The sequence below is a fragment of the Collinsella sp. BIOML-A6 genome (assembly GCF_009875845.1).
Taxonomy (GTDB): domain Bacteria; phylum Actinomycetota; class Coriobacteriia; order Coriobacteriales; family Coriobacteriaceae; genus Collinsella; species Collinsella aerofaciens_H.
This window is the reverse complement of sequence record NZ_WWSL01000005.1, coordinates 14,389-34,544: the sequence shown is the minus strand read 5'-3', so window position 1 is coordinate 34,544 and position 20,156 is coordinate 14,389. Positions and strand designations below refer to the sequence as shown.

Annotated in this window: 13 protein-coding genes; 5 read left to right on the top strand and 8 right to left on the bottom strand. The window is 61.2% G+C overall.

All coding sequences use genetic code 11. The annotated features are described in order from the left end of the window. Positions 1 to 4: 4 nt before the first annotated feature. The 6 genes from GT495_RS02715 to metK all read right to left on the bottom strand — a co-directional run bounded on the left by GT495_RS02715 (position 5) and on the right by metK (position 8,642). Positions 5 to 1,219 (bottom strand): ABC transporter permease, encoded by a 1,215-nt coding sequence (locus GT495_RS02715; protein WP_161161403.1) that lies wholly within the window; start codon positions 1,217 to 1,219, stop codon positions 5 to 7. Further along, positions 1,216 to 1,989: an ABC transporter ATP-binding protein gene (locus GT495_RS02710; RefSeq protein WP_161161402.1), complete on the bottom strand. Its 774-nt coding sequence runs from the start codon at positions 1,987 to 1,989 to the stop codon at positions 1,216 to 1,218. Before GT495_RS02710 ends, GT495_RS02715 begins: the two co-directional genes overlap by 4 nt. Further along, positions 1,989 to 3,422, bottom strand: coding sequence for an efflux RND transporter periplasmic adaptor subunit (locus GT495_RS02705; protein ID WP_161161401.1), 1,434 nt, complete (start codon positions 3,420 to 3,422; stop codon positions 1,989 to 1,991). Before GT495_RS02705 ends, GT495_RS02710 begins: the two co-directional genes overlap by 1 nt. A gap of 132 nt (positions 3,423 to 3,554) precedes the next feature. Next, positions 3,555 to 5,288: a L,D-transpeptidase gene (locus GT495_RS02700; protein ID WP_161162669.1), complete on the bottom strand. Its 1,734-nt coding sequence runs from the start codon at positions 5,286 to 5,288 to the stop codon at positions 3,555 to 3,557. A gap of 149 nt (positions 5,289 to 5,437) precedes the next feature. Continuing rightward, the gene (sdaAA, locus tag GT495_RS02695; protein WP_161161399.1) at positions 5,438 to 7,045 is read right to left on the bottom strand and encodes an L-serine ammonia-lyase, iron-sulfur-dependent, subunit alpha; all 1,608 of its coding nucleotides are present in this window, start codon (positions 7,043 to 7,045) and stop codon (positions 5,438 to 5,440) included. 316 nt (positions 7,046 to 7,361) lie between these two features. Continuing rightward, the gene (gene metK / locus GT495_RS02690; protein ID WP_161161398.1) at positions 7,362 to 8,642 is read right to left on the bottom strand and encodes a methionine adenosyltransferase; all 1,281 of its coding nucleotides are present in this window, start codon (positions 8,640 to 8,642) and stop codon (positions 7,362 to 7,364) included. 348 nt (positions 8,643 to 8,990) lie between these two features. Between metK and gltX the strand changes: the two genes are divergently transcribed. From gltX to GT495_RS02665, 5 genes are all read left to right on the top strand, one after another. Continuing rightward, positions 8,991 to 10,466 (top strand): glutamate--tRNA ligase, encoded by a 1,476-nt coding sequence (gene gltX, locus GT495_RS02685; RefSeq protein ID WP_161161397.1) that lies wholly within the window; start codon positions 8,991 to 8,993, stop codon positions 10,464 to 10,466. 89 nt (positions 10,467 to 10,555) lie between these two features. Beyond that, complete coding sequence (priA, locus tag GT495_RS02680; protein ID WP_240128072.1) at positions 10,556 to 13,009, top strand: primosomal protein N'; 2,454 nt, start codon at positions 10,556 to 10,558, stop codon at positions 13,007 to 13,009. An 18-nt stretch (positions 13,010 to 13,027) separates the two neighbouring features. Beyond that, positions 13,028 to 13,564, top strand: a complete 537-nt coding sequence (gene def / locus GT495_RS02675) for a peptide deformylase (RefSeq protein ID WP_161161395.1) — start codon at positions 13,028 to 13,030, stop codon at positions 13,562 to 13,564. A 328-nt stretch (positions 13,565 to 13,892) separates the two neighbouring features. Further along, the gene (fmt, locus tag GT495_RS02670; protein ID WP_161161394.1) at positions 13,893 to 14,813 is read left to right on the top strand and encodes a methionyl-tRNA formyltransferase; all 921 of its coding nucleotides are present in this window, start codon (positions 13,893 to 13,895) and stop codon (positions 14,811 to 14,813) included. Next, positions 14,810 to 16,210 (top strand): RsmB/NOP family class I SAM-dependent RNA methyltransferase, encoded by a 1,401-nt coding sequence (locus GT495_RS02665; RefSeq protein ID WP_161161393.1) that lies wholly within the window; start codon positions 14,810 to 14,812, stop codon positions 16,208 to 16,210. The genes fmt and GT495_RS02665 overlap by 4 nt, the downstream gene beginning before the upstream one ends. 107 nt (positions 16,211 to 16,317) lie before the next feature. On the opposite strand, the gene GT495_RS02660 is transcribed toward GT495_RS02665, so the two are convergent. Both GT495_RS02660 and GT495_RS02655 read right to left on the bottom strand, forming a co-directional pair. Beyond that, entirely contained in the window at positions 16,318 to 16,554 is a 237-nt protein-coding gene (locus GT495_RS02660; RefSeq protein WP_161161392.1) for an FmdB family zinc ribbon protein, read from the bottom strand. 88 nt (positions 16,555 to 16,642) lie between these two features. Then, positions 16,643 to 19,939 carry a 4-alpha-glucanotransferase gene (locus GT495_RS02655; protein ID WP_161161391.1) on the bottom strand — a complete coding sequence of 1,099 codons (3,297 nt, stop codon included), beginning with the start codon at positions 19,937 to 19,939 and terminating at the stop codon, positions 16,643 to 16,645. Between the last annotated feature and the right edge of the window lie 217 nt (positions 19,940 to 20,156).

Genomic DNA, 20,156 nt, shown 5'->3' with positions numbered 1-20,156 from the left:
TGGCTTACTGGTAGCGTAGGCACTCCACCGGGTCGAGCTTCGCCGCGCGGCGAGCGGGGTAGAAGCCAAAGATTACGCCGATGCCGACCGATACGGCAAACGCGATCAACACTGTTGTAATGGAGAAGCTTGGCGTGATCGTCCCGGTAGCTCCAAACTCGCTCATGATGCCCGAGCTTGCGGCAAAGAACGTGAGTCCCCATGCCAGCAGATAGCCAATCAGGACACCCAACAGTCCGCCGGTGACGCACAGCGCCGAGGACTCGGCCAAAAACTGCGCGGTGATATCGCGACGACTTGCGCCCAGGGCACGGCGAATGCCGATCTCGCGGATGCGCTCCGTTACGTTGGTAAGCATCATATTCATAATGCCGATACCGCCGACAAGCAGCGAGATGCTGGCGACAGCACCCATGATGAGCGAGAACGCGCCCATAAAGGAGTTGAGCGCATCGATGGCGCTTTTCATGGATGTCGCCGATACACTGTCGTACCCATCCTCCTCCTCGATGCCCTTCATCGCGCGCACCTTTGACTCGATGGTCTTACAAAGCTCATCCATGTCCGTGCCCTCGGCGGCAAGTGCCGTCACGCTGGGGAATGAAGGATTCTCGTCACCAAACAGGCCGGAGATGGTTTCGCGTGGCATATACAGCGTGAGCGAGCCCATGGAGTCGCTGCCGCCATCAATCACGCCGACAATCTGTACCTCGCCGTTGGACACCTTGATGGTTTTCCCCAGCGCATCCTGTTCGTTGCCGTAAAGCTGATCGGCGCCGTTGCGGCTGATGAGCGCCACGCGCGAGCCTGACTGGGACTCGGCCTGGGAATAGGTGCGCCCCGCAACGAGCTTGCTGGCCCCCACCGCGTCGAGCATGTCGCTATCGACACCTTGTGCCATGACGGTATAGCTTTTATCGCCGGTCTTATACTCGGTATACGCGCTGTCGACAATGCCGATCTGCTCTATCTGCGGCACCAGTTTTTGAAGCTTCTCGATGTCCGACTCGGTGAGTTCTTGCGACGAATAGATTTGCACCATGCGTGCCGCATTGAGGCCCAGACTGTTGACCAGGCTGTTTTGGATACCGCCGATGAGCGAGGTCATGGCGATAACCGAGGCGATGCCGATGACAATGCCCAGGATGGTGAGCAGGCTGCGCCCCTTGTTGGCTTCGAGCGAGTGAAGGGCTTCCTGGATGAGATCGCGGGCGCTCATGCCACCACTCCTTTCGGCGGGTTGACGGAGGCGGAAATCGTGGGCAGGCTATCTACGGCGCTGCGCAGGGTCTTCGGTGCATGTGGAATATACGCGCCGTCGTGGATGCGGCCGTCGCGGATGGTCACGGCGCGGTCGGCTTCGGCGGCAATGCCGGGGTCGTGCGTGATAAGCACGATGGTTTTGCCGCGCTCCTGGAGCTTATGGAAGGTCTCCATCACAAGCGCTCCAGTGGCGGAGTCCAGGTTTCCCGTCGGCTCGTCGGCCAGAATGATGGGCGGGTCATTGACGAGGGCGCGTGCGATGGCGACACGCTGCATCTGGCCGCCCGAGAGCTCGGATATGCGGTGGTCCCAGTGGTCGACGGGCAGCGTGACGGCCTGCAGCGCGTGCACGGCGCGCATTTCGCGCTGGCTACGGGGCACATTGGTGTAGGCCAGCGGCAGCATGACGTTTTCGATAACCGACAGGCGCGGCAGCAGGTTGAAGCTCTGAAAGACAAAGCCGATGCTCAGGGCGCGAACTTCGGTGAGCTCGTCATCATCGAGCTCGGCCACGTTGACCCCTTGCAGGTAGTAGTCGCCTGCCGTTGGCTTATCCAGGCAGCCTAGGATGTTCATGAGCGTTGATTTGCCCGAACCCGAGGGGCCAGTGATAGCGACGAATTCGCCGGGATTTACCGCCAGGCTCACGTTGTGCAGGATGTGGGCGCAACCTGCCTCGCTCTCAAAGATGCGGTGCACGTTGCGGATGTCGATAACGGGACGCATTACATGTCCTCATCGGCAGACATACTGCCCGAATCCGCGCTGTTGCCGCCGTCAGCCGTTGCGTCCGCTCCGGTGTCCATGACGAGGGTGTCACCATCGCGCAGCTTGGTAACCGGCACGTTGGGGTTGATCTCGTTGCCCTGGTCGTCGCGCTTGACCTGTGTCTTGCCGACTACGGTTTCGTTGTCGTTTTGCGTCACGACGGTCACCTTGACGCGGCGGGTTTGCTTGCCCTCGTCATCGGTTGTCACGTTGACGTAATAGTGTTCGCCGTCTTCGGTCATGAGCGCCATCGTCGGCACCATCACCACGTCGTCGAGCTGCTCGGTCACCACCGAGACCTCGGCCGTCATGCCCGGCTTCAGGCGCGCGTCGGGCGCCTCGATGAGGATGTCGACGTTAAAGGTCACGCTGCCGCCGCCGTTGGCGGCGTCGGAGTTTGCCACCGACGCGATAGCCGTGACGGTTCCCTGGCTCACGATATCGGGAAACGCGGGATACGTGACGTTGGCGCTCTGCCCAACGGCGATCTTGGCGATGTCCTTTTCGCCCACCTGCACGGTCACCTTCATCTTGGATAGGTCGGCGATCTGCATGCACTGCTTGCCGCCGCTCGTATCGCTTTCGCCCATGATCATGCCGCCTGTTACCGTTGCGCCCACCTTGGCGTTAAGCTCCACGATGCTGCCCGAGCTCGGGGCCGTGACCGTGCGACTGGCGGCCTTGGCGTTCGCCTGGTCTAGGTTTGCCTGGGCCGAAGCGAGGCTGCGCTGCGCGGCCGATACGGCGTTCGTGTCCGCTGATGCGTCAGAGACGCCAGCCGCTGCGGAAGCTCCCTCGACGTCCGTCGTTGGGGTGGCCTGCGCGGCAGCTGCGGCTTTCTGCGCGTTGGCGAGGTCTTCCTGAGCGGCTGCAACTGCACGCTGCGCCTCGGCAACGTTGCGATCGAGCTCGTCGTTTTTAATGGTCATAAGCATGTCGCCCTCGTTGACGGATTGGCCTGCCTGCACGTTGATCGAATCGACCGTGCCGTCGACAGAAGGGGAGACCACTGAGGACGAAATGGGTTTGAGCTGGCCTTTCGCCTCGACCGTTGTGGTAAACGTGCCCTCGGTCACCATGTCGGTCACAGGCCCGCTAGCGCTCTGAGGCTGCGCATTGATAACCAGGGTTGCGACAATGGCAATGAGCGCGATGGCACCTACGACACCGGCAGCAATACCGCGTCGAATCAGCTTTTTGCGTCGGCGTTCGGCACGTTTTGCTTTGAGCTTGGCATATGCCTCTTCATCGGAAATCTCGGCCGTATCGTTCGTGCGTCCGTTCTGCTTATTGGCATGTACGTCTGTAATCAGAGGAATCGTTTCGGTGGCACCTTCGGGCGTGCGCTCGGTATCATCCGCGCCCGGGGTGATGGTGGGGACATTCGGCATAGCGTCTCCTTTATAGAAAGAACCTCGATAATTATATGCGCCCACCGGTTGGGGCGGGCGCATAGGACGGTTTCTTTCGGAACTGTTAGATTGGTCGCAGCGGTTCCAAGTTGTAGGAATGCGCGCGTTGCACTACGAGTGGACAACCACGCACAGGCCGACTTTGATGCAGTCGTGAAGTGCCTTGGCGTCTGCCAGGCGCAGGTTGATGCAACCGTGGCTGCCGCACCACTTGTACGACTCGGCATTATCGAAGCTCTTGTCGTTTTGCCAGGTGGCATCGTGGAAGCCGATCATATTGCCCTCGAACGGCATCCAGTAGCTCACCGGGCTTTCGTATTTGGGTTTACCGGTCTCGGGGTCCTTGGCTCCGATCAGGGTACTGCCGCCGTCGTTGCTGTTGATCTGCCACACGCCTTCGGGGGTGGCGTCCTCGCCCGGCTTGCCCGAGATAAAGTTGGCCTCCCAAACGATATTTCCGCTCTCGTCATAGTAGCGCGCGTGCTGTTCGGACAAGTCGACGTCGATATACGCCTTCCAGTCGGGCTCTCCCTTTGCGGTAAAGGTGTCGGCCTTCTGGGAGTACTTGATCTCGATTTCTCCGGTCTGCTTGTTGTTAATGGCGTCCTCGACCTGCTTGGCGAGCGAGCTGCTGTCGATGGACCAACCAAAGTCACCGCCTTCGACGGCGCACTGCTTGCCATCGGCGCGCGTCCACCAGCGAGTGGAGCCCACGGTATTAAAGCCGTTGGCGAGCTCGGCTGCCCAGCTGCTGATCTGTGACGTATCGAGCGTGGGGCTGGCCGGATCGGCAAAGCTGATCCACTGTAAGACGGAGCTGCCATCAACCTTGCCGGCATCCTCGCCGTTGAGCTTGAGGGTCACGTTGACGCCTAGGAAGTTGTTGGCGGCATCGCATGCGGCCTGAATCTGATCATCGGTCAGCGTTCCATTGAGCGGCTCATAGGCATCGTTGCCGAGCTTGGAAAGATCAACGGTCTCGGCCAGCGAGGCAAGCTCGAGCTCGGCATATTTAATGACATGCTCGCGGTTGAGTTTTTCGTTGGAGCGCGCCTTCTCGACGGTAAACTTGCCGGCCTGCTCGTCATAGGAGCTATTTGCCTCGAACGTGCCCGAACGGCCCTCGTTAAACTCGTCGATGGCGGCGCCCAGATCCTTCTCAAACTGCTTTTGGTCAAAGGTGTCGGAGAGCATGGACAGGTCGACGTCTTGATCAAGATCGACTTCGTTGGAGGTAGCGGTTGTTTTGGTCTTGCCGCTTAAGGATTCCACAAGGCGGACCGGCCATACAAAGGCTTTGTTGTGGCTGATAATCTCTTTTGCGGCAGCTTCGCCGTCGACAATGGGCTCATCGGACTCGGGCTGATAGGTCCAGCTAAAGTCATCGCCTGTCACGGTGAGCTTATAGTGCTTCCATGCCGAGTTGACCTTGGTGGCGGCAGACGAAGCGTTGGAGAACGAGACGTCGACGCCGGCGATGGTGGTGTTGGGGTAGGCTACCTGCGAAAATGCTACGACGCCTACGATATAGACAATGACGATTAGACCCAGGACGACAAAGAGCGTCGTCTTTTTGCCCGACTTATTGTTGCCGGCGGACTTGCGCGCGGGGCCGCGATCGCCTCGAGCGTGCGTGGGGGGGTGCTTGGGCGCATTACCGTTTGCCTGGTGCTGCTGACGTTGTTGACGCTGCTGTCGCTGTTGGTTCGGGCGTTGGGAAGCGTTTGCCGCACCACGCTGCTGACCGTGGCTCGGCGCGATAGGACGCGGCGACTGAACGCCGCCGGTGTGCCTGCTCGGCTGCTGCGGATCGGGAATCAGTTGAGTTCGATCGTTTTGCGACATCGTATGCATATCCTTCGATTTTCGCCTTGCGGTTCATCGTGTTTTTACTGGGCTTGCATTATAGCGATTGCCCTACTGTTTGTGGTACGGAAACGGTGGCATTCAAAAGAGGTGGGACATTTGTCCCACCTTTGAGTCGTTCTTTGCCGCTATCCGCACACACCGCATTTTGCACAGGCCGAAAGTGCGGCCGGAGCCTGCGCGATGCCGCCCTTTGCCGTCTCGCGCAGCGTGGCCGGCAACGCGTGGCCCACCGAAAGCATGACATGTGCCATCTGGTCAAACGGCACCAAGCTCTTAATGCCTGCGAGGGCGAGTTGTGCCGAGCTAAAGGCCGCTGCCACGCCAATGGCGTTGCGGTTTTGGCAGGGCACCTCCACGAGGCCACCGACGGGGTCACAAACGAGGCCCAGCAGGTTACTCAGCGCGATGGAACTGGCGTCGAGCGCCTGCTCGGGCGTGCCGCCGAGCATCTGCACCAGCGCGGCGGCTGCCATGGCAGCGGCGCTTCCCACCTCGGCTTGGCAGCCGCCCTCGGCGCCGGCAACGCAGGCGCTTGTGGTGAGGTTGAGGCCGATGGCGGCTGCGCAGTAGAGCGCGTCCATGACCTGCTCGTCGTCGAGCTGCAGGCGATCGGCGAGCGCCAGCACGCAGCCGGGCACAACACCCGCGGAGCCGGCCGTGGGGGCGGCGACGATCACGCCCATGGTAGCGGAGCGCTCGAGAACGGCCATGGCGCGGGCAACGGCGTCGGTCTGGACGGCGCCCATCAGGCTTGCACTCAAATCGTTGCAGCGGGTTGCTTCGACGAGCTTGGCCTCGCCGCCGATAAGCCCGCCGAGCGATCGCTGCGGATTAGCGATGGGGGCTGTGGTCTCCTCGCGCATGACGTCGAGCACGCGGCGCATGGCGGCGACGGCGTGAGCCTCGCCGGTCAGACGCGCCTCGCGAACGGCCATGACGGCGCCGATGCTGAGCCCCAGTTCCTCGCACGCATCGAGCAGCTGCTCGCCGTCGTCGAAGATTTCCTTGGCCGAGACGCCGGGGGAGAGCGACGAGGCAGAACCGGGGAGCTCGATAAACGTTGCGTAATCGACATTGTCGAGCTTGCGCAGCATGGGGACGACGGTGTCGTCGGGCGCGCCGTCGGTCTCAAAGACGGAGTAGGCCTGGCCGCCCACTTCGGTTCGGTAGGTGCGGCAGAAGGCGATGTTCACGTGGGCGTAGGCGAGCAGGTTGGTGAGCGCGGCGAGTACACCGGGGACGTCCTGGTGTGCCACGAAGAGCGTGGAGTACATACCCGAGATGTCGACGCCGACGCCGTTAATGCGGCTAATGCGCATCTTGCCGCCGCCCAGGCTCTCGCCGCGGACCTGTGCCGTGGCGCCCGTGTCGTCGACCATGTCGATATCGACGGTATTGGGGTGGATGGAGGCGTCGTCGCCCTTGATGTCAAAGTGATATTCGAGGCCCTGCTCGCGTGCGAGGTTGAAGGCCTGCTTGATATTCTCGTCATCGGTGTCGAGGCCCAGGATGCCCGCGACGAGCGCACGGTCGGTGCCGTGGCCGCGGTAGGTGTGGGCGAAGGAGTTCCACTGGCCAAAGGTGACCTTGGTAATGCGGCCTTCTAGCAGGCTGGCGGCAACTTGGGCGCAGCGCAGGGCGCCGGCGGTGTGCGATGAGCTGGGGCCGACCATGACGGGGCCCAAGATCTCGAATGCTGAGGTCGTAGCTAGTGTTTGCGGCTTGCCTGCCATGGGTGCTCCTTTAATCTGTCCCGTCGTCCCGAGGGGCGGGGCATAAGGTCGCCTGCTCGGACAGTCCTGCTCGCACGGAGAGCACATTAAGTGCTCTCCGGCTCGTGCGGAACTCGCGATCGACCTTATGCCCCGCCCCTCGGGACTAAGGATACATGGTTGGAGTTGCTATACTGCAAAATTTATCGGCCTGTGACCTATTCCATGTCCCAGGTCGGCTCATCTTCGCTACCGGTTAAATAAAAAAAGAAGTACCGGTTCCAACCGGTACTTCTTTTGAAAGTGCATATGTTGTTGTGACCTTAGCGGTTCTTAATTACAGGCCGCAGGCTGCTTTGAGTTCTTCGACTCGATCGGTTTTCTCCCAGGTGAAGTCGGCGTCTTCGCGGCCGAAGTGACCGTAGGCTGCTGTTTTCTCGTAGATGGGGCGACGCAGGTCTAGGTCGCGGATGATTGCGCCCGGGCGCAGGTCGAAGGTCTTCTCTACGGCTTCAACGATCTTGTCCTCGGCAACATGCGCGGTACCGAAGGTGTCGACCATGATTGAGAGGGGCTTGGAAACGCCGATGGCGTAGGCAAGCTCGACCTCGCAGCGGTCGGCCAGACCGGCGGCGACCACGTTCTTGGCGACCCAGCGCGCGGCATACGCGGCGGAGCGGTCGACCTTGGTGCAGTCCTTGCCGCTAAAGGCGCCACCGCCGTGACGACCGTAGCCGCCGTAGGTGTCGACGATGATCTTGCGGCCGGTGAGTCCCGTGTCGCCCATGGGGCCGCCCACGACAAAGCGACCGGTGGGGTTCACGTAGATATCGGCATTATCCCACGGCATGTTCTCGGCGGCCATGACCGGGGTGATGACGTGCTCGATGAGGCCGGCCTTGATCTTGCCCATGTCCTCGATCTCGGCGGCGTGCTGCGTGGAGATAACGATGGTCGTGACCTCGACGGGCTTGCCTTCCTCGTAGCGCACGGTGACCTGGGTTTTGCCGTCGGGACGCAGATAGGCGAGGGTGCCGTCGTGGCGCACGGCAGCCAGGCGCTCGGCCAGGCGGCTTGCCAGGTAGTGCGGCATGGGCATGAGGGTCTTGGTCTCGTTGGAGGCATAACCAAACATCATGCCCTGGTCGCCGGCACCGATCAGGTCGATCGGGTCGGTGGTAGCGCCGGTCTGGGTCTCGAAGGACTCGTCGACGCCCTGGGCGATATCGGGCGACTGCTCGTGGATGAGGCTCATAACGCCGCAGGTATCGCAGTCAAAACCGAATTTGGCGCGGTTGTAGCCAATGCGGCGGATAACGCCGCGGGCGATTTCCTGCACGTCGACGTAGGCCTGGGTGCGGATCTCGCCGGCAACGATGACGGTGCCGGTGGTCACGAGGGTCTCGCAGGCGCAGCGGACGTTCTCCACGTTGGCGGGCACGCCGTTGGGGGCGATGTAGCCCTGCTCCTGGAGCTCTATTTCTTTGGCGAGGATTGCGTCGAGGACGGCGTCGCTGATCTGGTCAGCGATCTTATCGGGATGACCTTCGGTCACCGACTCCGACGTAAAAACAAAGGACCCGTGTTGGGGCGGGATGGAACGAAGTTCTTCTGACATGATTGTCCTTTCAAAAACGTGTCCCGGCGACCGTTACCATTCCGCCGGGCTCTCTATGCAAGGGCACATCATAGCGCGTAAATCAAACATTCACACCCTTTCCGCACCTACTCATTGGGGACAGACTTAAATGACCAACCGGGTATTCATTGGGTATTCATTGGGGAGAGACTTAAATGAACAGCCTTAGACTCTCTTGTGGCACCTGGGGACACTCCTTGTCAGTCAGCTCCGACTGGTCATTTAAGTCTGTCCCCAATGAGTAGGTCGGTGCCCTTTGTGCGGAGGTTGCTTTGATGCTTTATACTGGTGCGGTTAGACATCCATCCTGCAATCGAGGAGATATCCATGGCATCAGACGTTCGCGTCCGCTTTGCACCCTCACCGACGGGCAAGCTGCACATCGGCGGCGCCCGCACCGCTATCTATAACTGGGCTTTCGCCCGTGCTAACGGCGGCACGTTCATCCTGCGCATCGACGACACCGACCCCACCCGCTCCACCGACGAGAACACGCAGATCATCCTGCGCGCCATGCGTTGGCTGGGCCTGGACTGGGACGAGGGTCCCGAGGTGGGCGGCGATTTTGGCCCCTACGCCCAGACCGAGCGCCTGGACCTGTACAAACAGGCCGCCCAGAAGCTTTGGGACGAGGGCAAGGCCTATCCCTGCTTCTGCACCAAGGAGCAGCTCGAAGCCGACCGCAAGGCCGCGCAGGAGCGCAAGGACCCCTTCCAGGGCTATCAGCGCCGTTGCCGCGATCTTGATCCCGAGGAGGCCCGCCGTCGCATCGAGGCCGGCGAGTCCTACGTCCTTCGCATCAAGGTGCCCGAGGACCGCGGCGACGTCGTCATCCACGACGCCGTCCACGGCGGGGTAACCTTCGACGCCAAGGAGCTTGACGACTTTGTCATCTTCCGTTCCGACGGCACGCCCACGTACAACTTCGCGACCGTCGTCGATGACGCCATGATGAAGATCACTCACGTCATCCGCGGCGACGACCACCTGTCCAACACCCCGCGTCAAGTCATGGTCTACGAGGCCCTCGGCGCGCCCGTGCCTACGTTCGCCCACATCTCCATGATCTTGGGTGCCGACGGCAAGAAGCTCTCCAAGCGCCACGGCGCCACCTCGGTGGAGGAGTACCGCGACGCCGGCTACCTGTCCGACGCCTTCGTCAACTACTTGGCGCTGCTCGGCTGGTCGCTCGACGGCGAGACCACGATCATCCCGCGCGATGTCCTGGCCAGCAAGTTCTCGCTCGACCGCATCTCCAAGAACCCGGCGACCTTCGACCCCAAGAAGCTCGACTGGGTCAATGCCGAGTACATCAACGGCATGTCCGATGCTCAGTTTGCCGACGAGATCATGGTCCCCGAGCTGCACGAGGCGGGTCTCATCGAGGGTAACGTCGAGTACGGCGAGGATTGGATCGACGCGCTTGCCGCCATCGTCAAGCCGCGCACCAAGATGCCGGCCGACGCCGTGACCGTCGCCGCTCCCATTTTCGCTACGGCCGAGACGCTCGAGTATGACGAGAAATCCGTCAACAAGGGCCTGGCCAAGGAGGGCATGGGTGCCATTCTTGATGCCGCCAAGGCCGCGCTTGAGGGTGTGAACGAGTGGACGGCTGCCAACATCGACGCCGCGCTTGAGCCGCTGCCCGAGCAGATGGACCTCAAGAAGCGCGTGGTGTTCCAGGCCGTGCGCGTCGCCGTCTGCGGCAACATGGTGAGCCCTCCGCTGGGCGAGACCATGGCGCTCGTCGGCCGCGACGACTGCCTGGCGCGCATCGATCGCGCCCGCACGATGGCGCTTTAATCGCTGCGCAAACGTTTGTATCCGAGCCCCGTTCACCCTGAGCGGGGTTCTTGTTTCTGTAGACGAATGGGATGGGAGGTGCTGGGGCCATGGCCGAGCAACTTTCGCTGTTTGGTTCGCCGGATCCGGAGGAGACTCCGAAGTCCGCGGCTCCTGCCGCCGCCCCGACGCAGCTTAAACCTACACCTGAGCCCATCGCCGCCTATGCGAGCGTGGTTCTCGACATCCCGGCGCGTGCGCTGTTCGAGCCGTTTGCCTACGGCATTCCGCAGCCACTCGCCAACGATGTCCAGATCGGCTCCACCGTCCTAGTTCATTTTGGCAACCGTGCGGCCGCGGGCTATGTCGTCGACATTGCTCCTGAGCTGGGCGATCTGCAGGGCAACAACGCCCTCGACCCTGCGCGCATCAAGCCCATCGAGGCCATCCTCAGCAAACCGCTCTTTACCGCCGAAGCCGCCCGTATCGCACACTGGATGAGCCGCGAGTACGTCGCAACGCTTTCCGAGTGCCTGCGCCTGTTCTTGCCTCCGGGCGGCAGCCCGCGCGTGGTCAAGGGTGACGACGGCGCATGGTCGGTTGAGCGCCCAGCCGTCAAGCCTATCCAAAACCGTTGGGTCATGCTTACGCCCGAGGGTTTCGACTATACGCCGCCCAAGACTGCAGTTCGCCAGCGTCAGCTCATTGAGGCGCTCCAGTGCGGCCCGGTCACGACGCGCGACCTCAACCTTCTCTATAACAGCATGTCGGCGACCATCAAGGCGCTCGAAAAACGCGGCGTCGTGGTTGTGGAGGAGCGCCGCGCCTGGCGTGGATGCAGCGAGCAGACCACGCTGTCCTCGGCAAGCGGCAAGGCGCCGGTCGCACTTACCAACGGCCAGCAGCAGGCGCTCGCGCAGATTGAGCGCGCCCGTCTTGACGCCCACGGAGACGTGGTCCTTGTCGACGGCGTCACCGGCTCCGGCAAAACCGAGGTGTACCTCTCCGCCATCGAGCGCGTGCTCGCAGCCGGTCGCTCGGCGTGCGTGCTCGTGCCCGAGATCTCGCTGACGGCCCAAACCGTCGGCCGCTTTCGCTCGCGCTTTGGTGAGACGGTCGCCGTGTTCCATTCGCGCCTTTCGGCCGGCGAGCGCCTGGACCAGTGGGATATGGTCGCCAGCGGTGCCGCGCGCGTGGTCGTGGGCGCCCGCTCGGCGCTCTTTTGCCCGCTTGACGACCTGGGCCTCATCATCATCGACGAGGAGCACGAGACCAGCTATAAGCAAGGGTCCAGCCCGCGTTACCACGCGCGCGAGGTGGCGGCCGAGATGGCGCGGCGCTACCGCTGCCCGCTCGTGTTGGGCTCCGCCACGCCCTCGGCCGAGGCCCTCGATCGCTGCCGCCGTGGCACGTATAACGGTGCCACCTGGACGCGCGTCGAGATGCCCGAGCGCCCGGGACACGCAGTCCTGCCGACGGTTCGGATCGCCGACCTGCGCCGTGAGTTCTCGCACGGCAGTCGTTCCATGTTCTCAAAACCGCTGATGGAGGGCCTGGAGCGCGTGGTCGAGCGCCGCGAGAAGGCCGTGCTGCTGCATAACCGCCGTGGCTTTGCGCCGTTTCTGATGTGCCGCGAATGCGGCTGCGTGCCCACCTGCAACCACTGCTCCACCGCGCTTACGTATCACGAGCGCACACACACGCTGCAGTGCCACACCTGCGGTTCGTCTTGGCGCGTGCAGCCGTATCCCGCGCCCACGAGCCGTTGCCCCAAATGTGGCAGTCGCTACCTGGCAAAAATGGGTCTGGGCACTCAACAGATCGAGGACGCGCTGCACCAGATGCTTCCTGAGGATGTCGCCATTATTCGCATGGATGCCGATTCCACGCGCGGCAAGGATGCGCACAAAAAGCTGCTCGAGCAATTCGATGCGGCCGATTGCGCCGTTTTGCTGGGCACCCAAATGATCGCAAAGGGTCTCGACTTTCCCGAGGTCACGCTCGTGGGCGTGGTCAATGCCGACTTCGCCCTCAAGCTGCCGGACTTCCGCGCAGGGGAGCGCGCCTACGACCTGCTGGAACAGGTGGCGGGCCGTGCCGGTCGCGGCGATCGTCCCGGCGAGGTGATCATCCAGACCTACCTGCCCGATGACCCGGTAATTCGCGCCGTCGCTGAGCACGACCGTTCGATCTTTACCGACTACGACCTGGATCAGCGCCGCGACGCGCTGTACCCGCCGTTTGTTCGCCTGGTCAACATTTTGGTGTGGTCGGCGAACCGAGACGACGCGCAGGACTACATCGAGCGCATTGCAAAGCTTCTTAAGCGCCGTTGGCATGCCGCCGCGCCCGACTTTTTGCGGGCGGGCAGCGCGGTGCCGCAGGTGCTGGGCCCAGCTTCGTGTGTAATCGAGAGAGCCAAGGACCGTTACCGCTTCCATCTGCTTGTGAAGTCGCCCGTGGGGTACCATGTCTCTGATGATATCGACGCCTGCCTCAAAGAGGCGGGCTCTGTGCGCGGCGTGAGCGTGAGCGTTGACGTCGACGCCTATGATTTGATGTAACAACCCGAAAGGATGGCCATGGAAGCCAACGGAATCGTTCTGTCGCCCGACCCTCGTCTGCGCCAGGAGTGCGCCGTCATCGAGGAGATTACCCCGGCGATCGAGGCGCTTGCCGAGAAGATGAAGAAGATAATGTTCGAGAACGGTGGCTGCGGCCTGGCTTCTCCGCAGATCGGCGAGCTTATTCAGCTCGTCACCATCGACTGCGACTACAGCGACAAGAACGACTACGACCCGTACGTGCTCATCAATCCCGTTATTGTTGAGCAGAGCGACCATCTGGTGCCCTTTAGCGAGGGCTGCCTTTCCATCCCTGGCATTAGCTGCGAGATTGAGCGTCCCGACCATGTCGTCGTCGAGGCGTATGACTTGGATGCCAACCTTATTCGCTATGAGGCCACGGGCGATCTGTTCTGCGTGTGCCTGCAGCATGAGATCGATCACCTGCACGGTAACACCATGTTCGAGCGCCTTAAGCCGATGCAGAGGATCAAGGCAGTCAAGGAGTACCAGGACGCCCTGGCCCGCGGCGCTCGACCGGGCGAGACGGAGTAGGTTAATTGTCCGTCCCTGGGATGGGGCCCACACATATCATCCCGTGCTCAAACATTCTCGCTGCGCTGCGAAACTGCGCGCGGGACGATATATGTGGGCCCCATCCCAGGGACTACGTTGTCGCTCTTCGTTTCGCCCTGGTTGCCGTGGGCCAGGGAGGGGCGTCTTCGCTGATAGGGGCTTTATTGAGAGGGCTGCTTTTATGCGGCTCTTTCTTTGTTTTTGGGTATATTTGAACGTGTTGAATTGTTTTAGCGTCGAGATTGCGACTTGTCCTGGCGCTGTTATTTGTAGCCGTCTCGGCTTTGGTTGAGGGGAGACGTTCTTTATGCGTATTGTGTTTATGGGTACGCCTGATTTTGCTGTGCCTTCGCTGACTTCGCTTGTCGAGGCTGGGAATGAGATTACGCTCGTTATTACTCGTCCCGATGCCGTTCGCGGACGTGGTAAAAAGTTGGAGCCGTCTCCTGTTAAGGCTAAGGCGCTTGAGCTGGGGTTGCCGGTCGTTGAGGCCAATCGTATGACGCCGGAGGTAGTTGAGGAGCTCCGGGCTGCGCGGGCTGATATTTTCTGCGTGGCTGCCTATGGCTGCATTTTGCCCGATGAGGTGCTGCATATGGCGCCGCTTGGTATTGTGAATGTTCATGCTTCGCTGCTGCCTCGTTGGCGTGGCGCTGCCCCCATTCAGCGTGCGATTCTTGCTGGTGATGAGCTTGCTGGCGTTTCTATCATGCGCATCGGACATGGCGTGGATACGGGCGCTTATTGTGCGCAGGCTTCCACTCCGGTTGCCGGTAAGCATGCCGAGGCGCTCACGATGGAGCTTGGTGAACTGGGCGGTAAGTTGCTTGCCGATACACTTCCCTCGCTTGCCGATGGCTCGGCTGTTTGGACTGAGCAGGATGAGTCGCTTGTGACCCATGCTGCCAAGATTTCCAAGCAGGAAATGCGTCTGGATCCGCAGATGGCGGCGCTTGATTGTGTGCGTCATGTGCTCGCTTCGTCCGATACCGCGCCTGCCCGTTGTGTGATTGCCGGCAAGTCGGTTCGCGTACTCGATGCTGCGCCGGCTGATATGTCGCTTGCCGAGGGCGCTGTTGCCGTCAAGAGTAAGCGTGTTTATCTGGGCCTTTCCGATGGTGCGGTTGAACTGCTCGAGGTTAAGCCCGATGGCAAGCGTGCCATGGCTGCTTCTGCCTGGGCTGCCGGCCTGCAGCGCGCCGAACTTAGGTGGGATGTACTGTCATGAGCAAGTTGTCTCCCGCGCGCAAGCTTGCGCTCGATGTGTTGATGGAGGCCGATCGCCGCGGTATGTACGCACGCGACGTGTTGTCTTCCCGTGCTTCTGCCAAGGCCATTGACCAGCGCGATTCTGCTTTTGCCGCACGTTTGGCGCTCGGTGTTGCCGCCACGCAGGGCATTTTGGATGAGTTACTCGATCAGTTTTTGGATAAGCCCAAAAAGGTCGCGCCGCGTGTTCGCATGGCGCTTCGTATTTCGGCCTTCGAGATGCTCTATCTGCATACGCCAGGCCGCGTTGCCGTGAGTCAGGGTGTTGAGCTGGTGCGTAGCGGTGCTAAGTCTGCCGCGGGCCTGGCTAACGCGGTACTGCACAAGGTTGCGGACAGCGTTGAGGACTTTGCCACGGCATCCGACGTGGATGAGTCCGAGCGCCGTTTGGTTCGCCTTTCGCGTTTGATGGGTCTTCCTCGCTGGCTGTGCGCTCGTATTATGGCCTCGTTCGATACGCCCGAGGGCGTGCTCAACTTTGCCGGCAATCTGGCGCCTGCTCCGCTTGCGTTGCACGAGAATGCGTTTGCGACCAAGGCCGACCCGTATATCTCACAACTCGTTGCGCCTGTCTTCCCGGGCTGCCATGCTCCGGTCGATGCGCAGGTCACGGTTGCATCGGGCGCGTTTGAGTGTGCTGCCGCGGTTGCCTCGGACCTCAACGCTCAGCTTATCGCTACTGCCGCGACACGTCCCGGTCGTTGCCTGGAGATCGGCTCCGGTCGCGGCACCAAGACCTATGTGATGATGTGCCAGGCCAAGCGCGCCGGGTATGATCGTCAACACACCGCGCTCGATCTGCACGATCGTAAGTGCGATCAGAATCTCGCGCGCCTTCATCAGGCGGGTATCCCGGGCGTCCGTACGGTCTCGGGCGATGCCTGCGAGCTCAATGAGGTGCTCACGTCGTTTGACGCCATGCTTGGCGAGTCTGCCCTGTTCGACACGGTGTTTATCGATGCGCCATGCTCTGGCACCGGCACCATGCGCCGTCATCCCGAGATACCGTGGCGTCTGACCGAGGACGACGTTACGACTAAATTGCCCAAGCTGCAGCTGACGATGCTCAAGGAAGCAGCTGCGCGCGTGGCTGCCGGCGGTGAGCTTATCTATGCCACCTGCTCGGTTTTTGATGAAGAGAACACGCAGGTCGTGGATGCCTTCCTGGCCTCTCCCGAGGGCGCCGGCTTTACCGTGGCGCCGCTCTCCGAAGCCCAGATTCTGCAGCTCCCCGAGTACGATTACGCCAAGAACCTCGTCACCCTGCGCCAAAACGCTCGAGGCCTCTTCCAAAGTATGCCTGTTAATGCGGACTCCTACGACGGCCACTTCTGCGCCCGCCTGGTCTACAAGTAACTACTAAGTTGCGGTGGAATAGTTCCTGTTTGGCCGTTGGATGGGCTAATTCAGGAACTATTCCACCGCAACTCATAGGGAAATCGTGGTAGCGGGGGCGCTTGTCGCTAGTGACTGTGCGGGCAGTTGGCGCAGCAGCCATTTGTGGCGTTGGTGCTGGAGCCGCCGCTGCGCTGGTCGGTGTTGTAGAAACCGCTGCCGTCGAACTTAATGCCGCTGGCCGAGAACGTTTTTGTCGCCGGAGCGCCGCAGCTCGGGCACACGACCTCGGGCGTCTCGGACATGGGGTGCTCAACCTCAAACACGTTGCCGCAGCTCGTACACTTGTAATCGTAGCGCGCCATAGTACTTCCTTTTCAGCACAAAGCGGGCAGATCGCTCTGCCCGCAAAAATTCAAACAGCTGTAACTGTACCCTATATCGGGGGTTTTATCACGCTTCGCCCCAGAATCTATGCGTGCTGCGCAGGAGCTTCGCAGTTTTCTCTTCGGCCGCAGCGATGTCGGCTTCCTGCGCCTGCCATGTCCAGTTGCCCGTGGCGACACCCGGCACATTCATGCGCGCATCGTCGCCTAGCCCCAGTACATCCTGTAGCGGCATCATCACAAGCGGAGCATTGCTTGCGAGCGCGTCGCCCATCAGCTTGCCGGCAAGCTCCTTGCCGCTCGGCTCGTCGCCGCCCGCAAAGGAGCGCGTGCACCAACCGGCGAGCGTCGACGTGTCGTGCGTCGAGGTGTACAGAATCTTGCCCGGCGTGGGATACACGCCGTTGCGGACGTCGTAGTCGCTAAACTCCAGCACGTCCATGCCGGGGAAACCGCAGGTCGAAGCCATCGCGCGAACGCCGGGCGTCAGGTAGCCCAGGTCCTCAGCGATAAAGTTGAGCGGCCCCAGCTCGTCATAGGCAGTTTGGAACAGATCCTTGCCCGGACCCGCCAGCCAGCGGCCGTCGGCGCAGGCCTTACCTGCGGGAATGCTAAAGTAGCTATGGAATCCCAGGAAGTGGTCCAGGCGCACGCGGTCGTAGAGCGAGAACGCGCGACGCAGACGGTCCATCCACCAGCGGTAGCCGTTCTCCTTCATATGATCCCAACGGAAGGTGGGGTTGCCCCACACCTGGCCCTCGGGCGCAAAATTGTCAGGCGGTGCGCCAGAAATCTCAATCGCTTTGCCGGTATCGGACAGCCAGAAGTTCTCGGGCTCGCTCCACGCATCGGCCGAATCATCCGAAACATACATAGGAATGTCGCCGATAACCTCGATGCCCTTCTTGTGCGCATAGTTCATGAGCTCACACCAGGCTAGGTCAAAGCGGTACTGCATGTACGCCTGCAGCTCTGCCTCGTCGTGGAAACGCTTGTCGTCAAACAGATGCTCGTTGTAGCGCGCGACATCGGCCGGCCAATCGTGACGCGACTCGCCTTCAAAGTACTTTTTGACGGCCATGTAGACGCAGTACTTCTCGAGCCAATCGGCATTGCGATGTTTAAACGCCGTGTAGAGCGGGTCTGCATCCTCGCCGCCACGGGCCTTCCAAGTCTCAAAGTCGGCCGCCAGCTCCTCATGGTTCTCGGGCAGCAGGTCAATATTGCCCGCAAAGGCCGAAGGCCCAGCGTAAGGGGAGCGGAAGAAGTCCGTCGGGTTGACGGGCAGGACCTGCCAGTAGCGCATGCCCATAGCAGCCAGATGGTCGATAAAGCGACGCGTGGGTGCGCCGATCGTACCCGGCTTGCCATCGTCAGTCGGTACCGAGGTGATATGGCACACGACGCCCGCGCCGTGATCGAGCGGCTCCTGCAGGCGCTGCTCGGCATGGTGATAGATGATCGACGAGCCCAGCGGATACAGATCGAGCGTGACCGTACCGTTGTGGATCTCGCACTCGTGACCGCTGATCACGTCACTCGCGCATTCGTCGAGCGCCGGAATCGTCACACGGTGCGAATTGCGCAGGCTGCGGTTGATGATAACCGTCGCGGACTCGCCGTCCTTACCCGTGCGGTTGTATGCCAGCACCTCGTCGTTGAGTGCGAAGGCCTTGATCTCGCCGTCGATCATAAAAGGCAGTGCGCGGCGTACGGCGGAGGCGTTCTTGACAATAGCCAGCGTGTCGAAATCGTGCAGTTGGTCCTTGGTCGGCAGGGTGCGGCGGTTGCCCGGATCGGTAAGGCCCTCCAGGCCGTACTCGTCGCCGTAGTATATCGAAGGCACGCCGGGGAAGGTCATCTGCATGAGCGTGGCGAGCCAAAAGCGGCTCTTGGCCAGGCCCATCGAGTTGTCGTCCAGGCGCCATTTGCTGCGCTCGCACTCGGGTAGCTGCGACTCATCGGGGCCGCCACCGAGCACCGAGATGATGCGCGGACGGTCGTGGCTCGAAAGCAGATTGAGCGCGCAGGACAATGCCTCGCTCGGGTAGTTCTCGCGCAGGGTCTCGATATCCTCGGCGGCCTCGTAGGCATTCTTGTAGCCCATCAAAAAGCCGATGACCATGTCGCGGAAGGGGTAATCCATAGCGGAGTCCAGCTCGGAGCCCTGCAGGTAGCGACGCAGATGGCCGTAGCTAATCTTGTTGGAGGCGTCTTCCCAGACTTCGCCGAGCAACAGTGCGTCAGGCTTTTCGGCAAGTACGGCCTTCTTGATCTCGGCCAAAAAGTCGTCGGATAGCTCGTCGGCGACGTCCAGGCGCCAACCATGGGCACCGGCGCGCAGCCATTTGCGAATCACGCCGTCCTTGCCCAGGAGCTTCTCGCGCACCAGCTCGGACTTCTCGTTGATGGCCGGCATGTTGCCCACGCCCCACCAGCAGTCGTACGAGCCGTCCTCGTGGAAGGTAAACGCATCGCGCCACGGCGAATCCTCGCTCTGCCAAGCACCCACGCCGGGGTAGTTGCCGTAGCGGTTGAAATAGATCGAGTCGTCGCCCGTGTGGTTGAAGACACCGTCCAGGATAATGGAGATGCCCAGCTTCTCGGCGGCCTGGCACAGCTCGGTAAAGTCCTGCTCGGTGCCCAAGATCGGGTCGATCTTGGAGTAGTCGGCCGTGTCGTAGCGGTGGTTGCTCGCGGCTTCAAAGATGGGGTTGAGGTAGATGGCTGTAAAGCCCAGCTCGGCGATGCGGGGCAGGTCTTCCTGGATGCCCTTGAGCGAACCGCCGTAGAAGTCCCAGGTCTTGATGGAGCCGTCTTCGGCGCGCTCGTACACGGGCGGCTCGTTCCAGTCCTCGACCATCCGGCGCTGAATGCCCTTGCGCGGTTTTTCGAGTTCGGCCATTGTGCGCTCGCGCCAATGCTCGTCACGGGCGTAGCGGTCGGGGAAAATTTGGTAGACCATGCCGCGCTCGTACCAAGTGGGGCGGTTCTCGCGGTACTTATAGACGGTAATCTGGAAGGACGGCACCTCGGCGTAGTCGTAGGTTGCGCCCTCGCCGCCGGTGCGGCCCTGGGGTGCGCCCAGGCGAACCTCGGGTTGACCCTCGATATTGCAGATAAAGCTGTACCACACAAGACACGGCTCAGCGCATTTAAGCTCGCCGGTAAAAATGCCATCGCCTTCGTGCTCCATCGGGATCAGGGTCTCGCCGACGTCATCGACCCAGGTACGCAGGGTGAGTGTTGCCTGGTTGGGATCGGCATCCTCCAAAATCACGGAGAGTGCAACGGAAGTTCCGGTGGTCACAGCGCCAAACGGAGTGCGAAACTGCGGCAGGCGGCTGTTGTGAATCAATCTCATAGTACGGTCCAGTTCATTAGAACCATGGCCTGCGGCCATGGGCTTTGCGCACAAGATGTAAGTATATCTGTTGTACACTGAGTGTATAAACAACATCCGTTTACCATCGGCGAACGGTTGTCCTAGAAAATCGTTTTACCAACCGCAGTAGATTTTTGGGACATGCCTTAAAATCTACCTTTTAGCTCCGTCGGCATGCGATTCGTGAAAGGTAGAT

Bases quoted from the DNA above. Each gene is read 5' to 3' on its own strand.
- GT495_RS02715 (WP_161161403.1), bottom strand. From the start codon at position 1,219: ATGAGCGCCCGCGATCTCATCCAGGAAGCCCTTCACTCGCTCGAAGCC.
- GT495_RS02710 (WP_161161402.1), bottom strand. From the start codon at position 1,989: ATGCGTCCCGTTATCGACATCCGCAACGTGCACCGCATCTTTGAGAGC.
- GT495_RS02705 (WP_161161401.1), bottom strand. From the start codon at position 3,422: ATGCCGAATGTCCCCACCATCACCCCGGGCGCGGATGATACCGAGCGC.
- GT495_RS02700 (WP_161162669.1), bottom strand. From the start codon at position 5,288: ATGTCGCAAAACGATCGAACTCAACTGATTCCCGATCCGCAGCAGCCG.
- sdaAA (WP_161161399.1), bottom strand. From the start codon at position 7,045: ATGGCAGGCAAGCCGCAAACACTAGCTACGACCTCAGCATTCGAGATC.
- metK (WP_161161398.1), bottom strand. From the start codon at position 8,642: ATGTCAGAAGAACTTCGTTCCATCCCGCCCCAACACGGGTCCTTTGTT.
- gltX (WP_161161397.1), top strand. From the start codon at position 8,991: ATGGCATCAGACGTTCGCGTCCGCTTTGCACCCTCACCGACGGGCAAG.
- priA (WP_240128072.1), top strand. From the start codon at position 10,556: ATGGCCGAGCAACTTTCGCTGTTTGGTTCGCCGGATCCGGAGGAGACT.
- def (WP_161161395.1), top strand. From the start codon at position 13,028: ATGGAAGCCAACGGAATCGTTCTGTCGCCCGACCCTCGTCTGCGCCAG.
- fmt (WP_161161394.1), top strand. From the start codon at position 13,893: ATGCGTATTGTGTTTATGGGTACGCCTGATTTTGCTGTGCCTTCGCTG.
- GT495_RS02665 (WP_161161393.1), top strand. From the start codon at position 14,810: ATGAGCAAGTTGTCTCCCGCGCGCAAGCTTGCGCTCGATGTGTTGATG.
- GT495_RS02660 (WP_161161392.1), bottom strand. From the start codon at position 16,554: ATGGCGCGCTACGATTACAAGTGTACGAGCTGCGGCAACGTGTTTGAG.
- GT495_RS02655 (WP_161161391.1), bottom strand. From the start codon at position 19,939: ATGAGATTGATTCACAACAGCCGCCTGCCGCAGTTTCGCACTCCGTTT.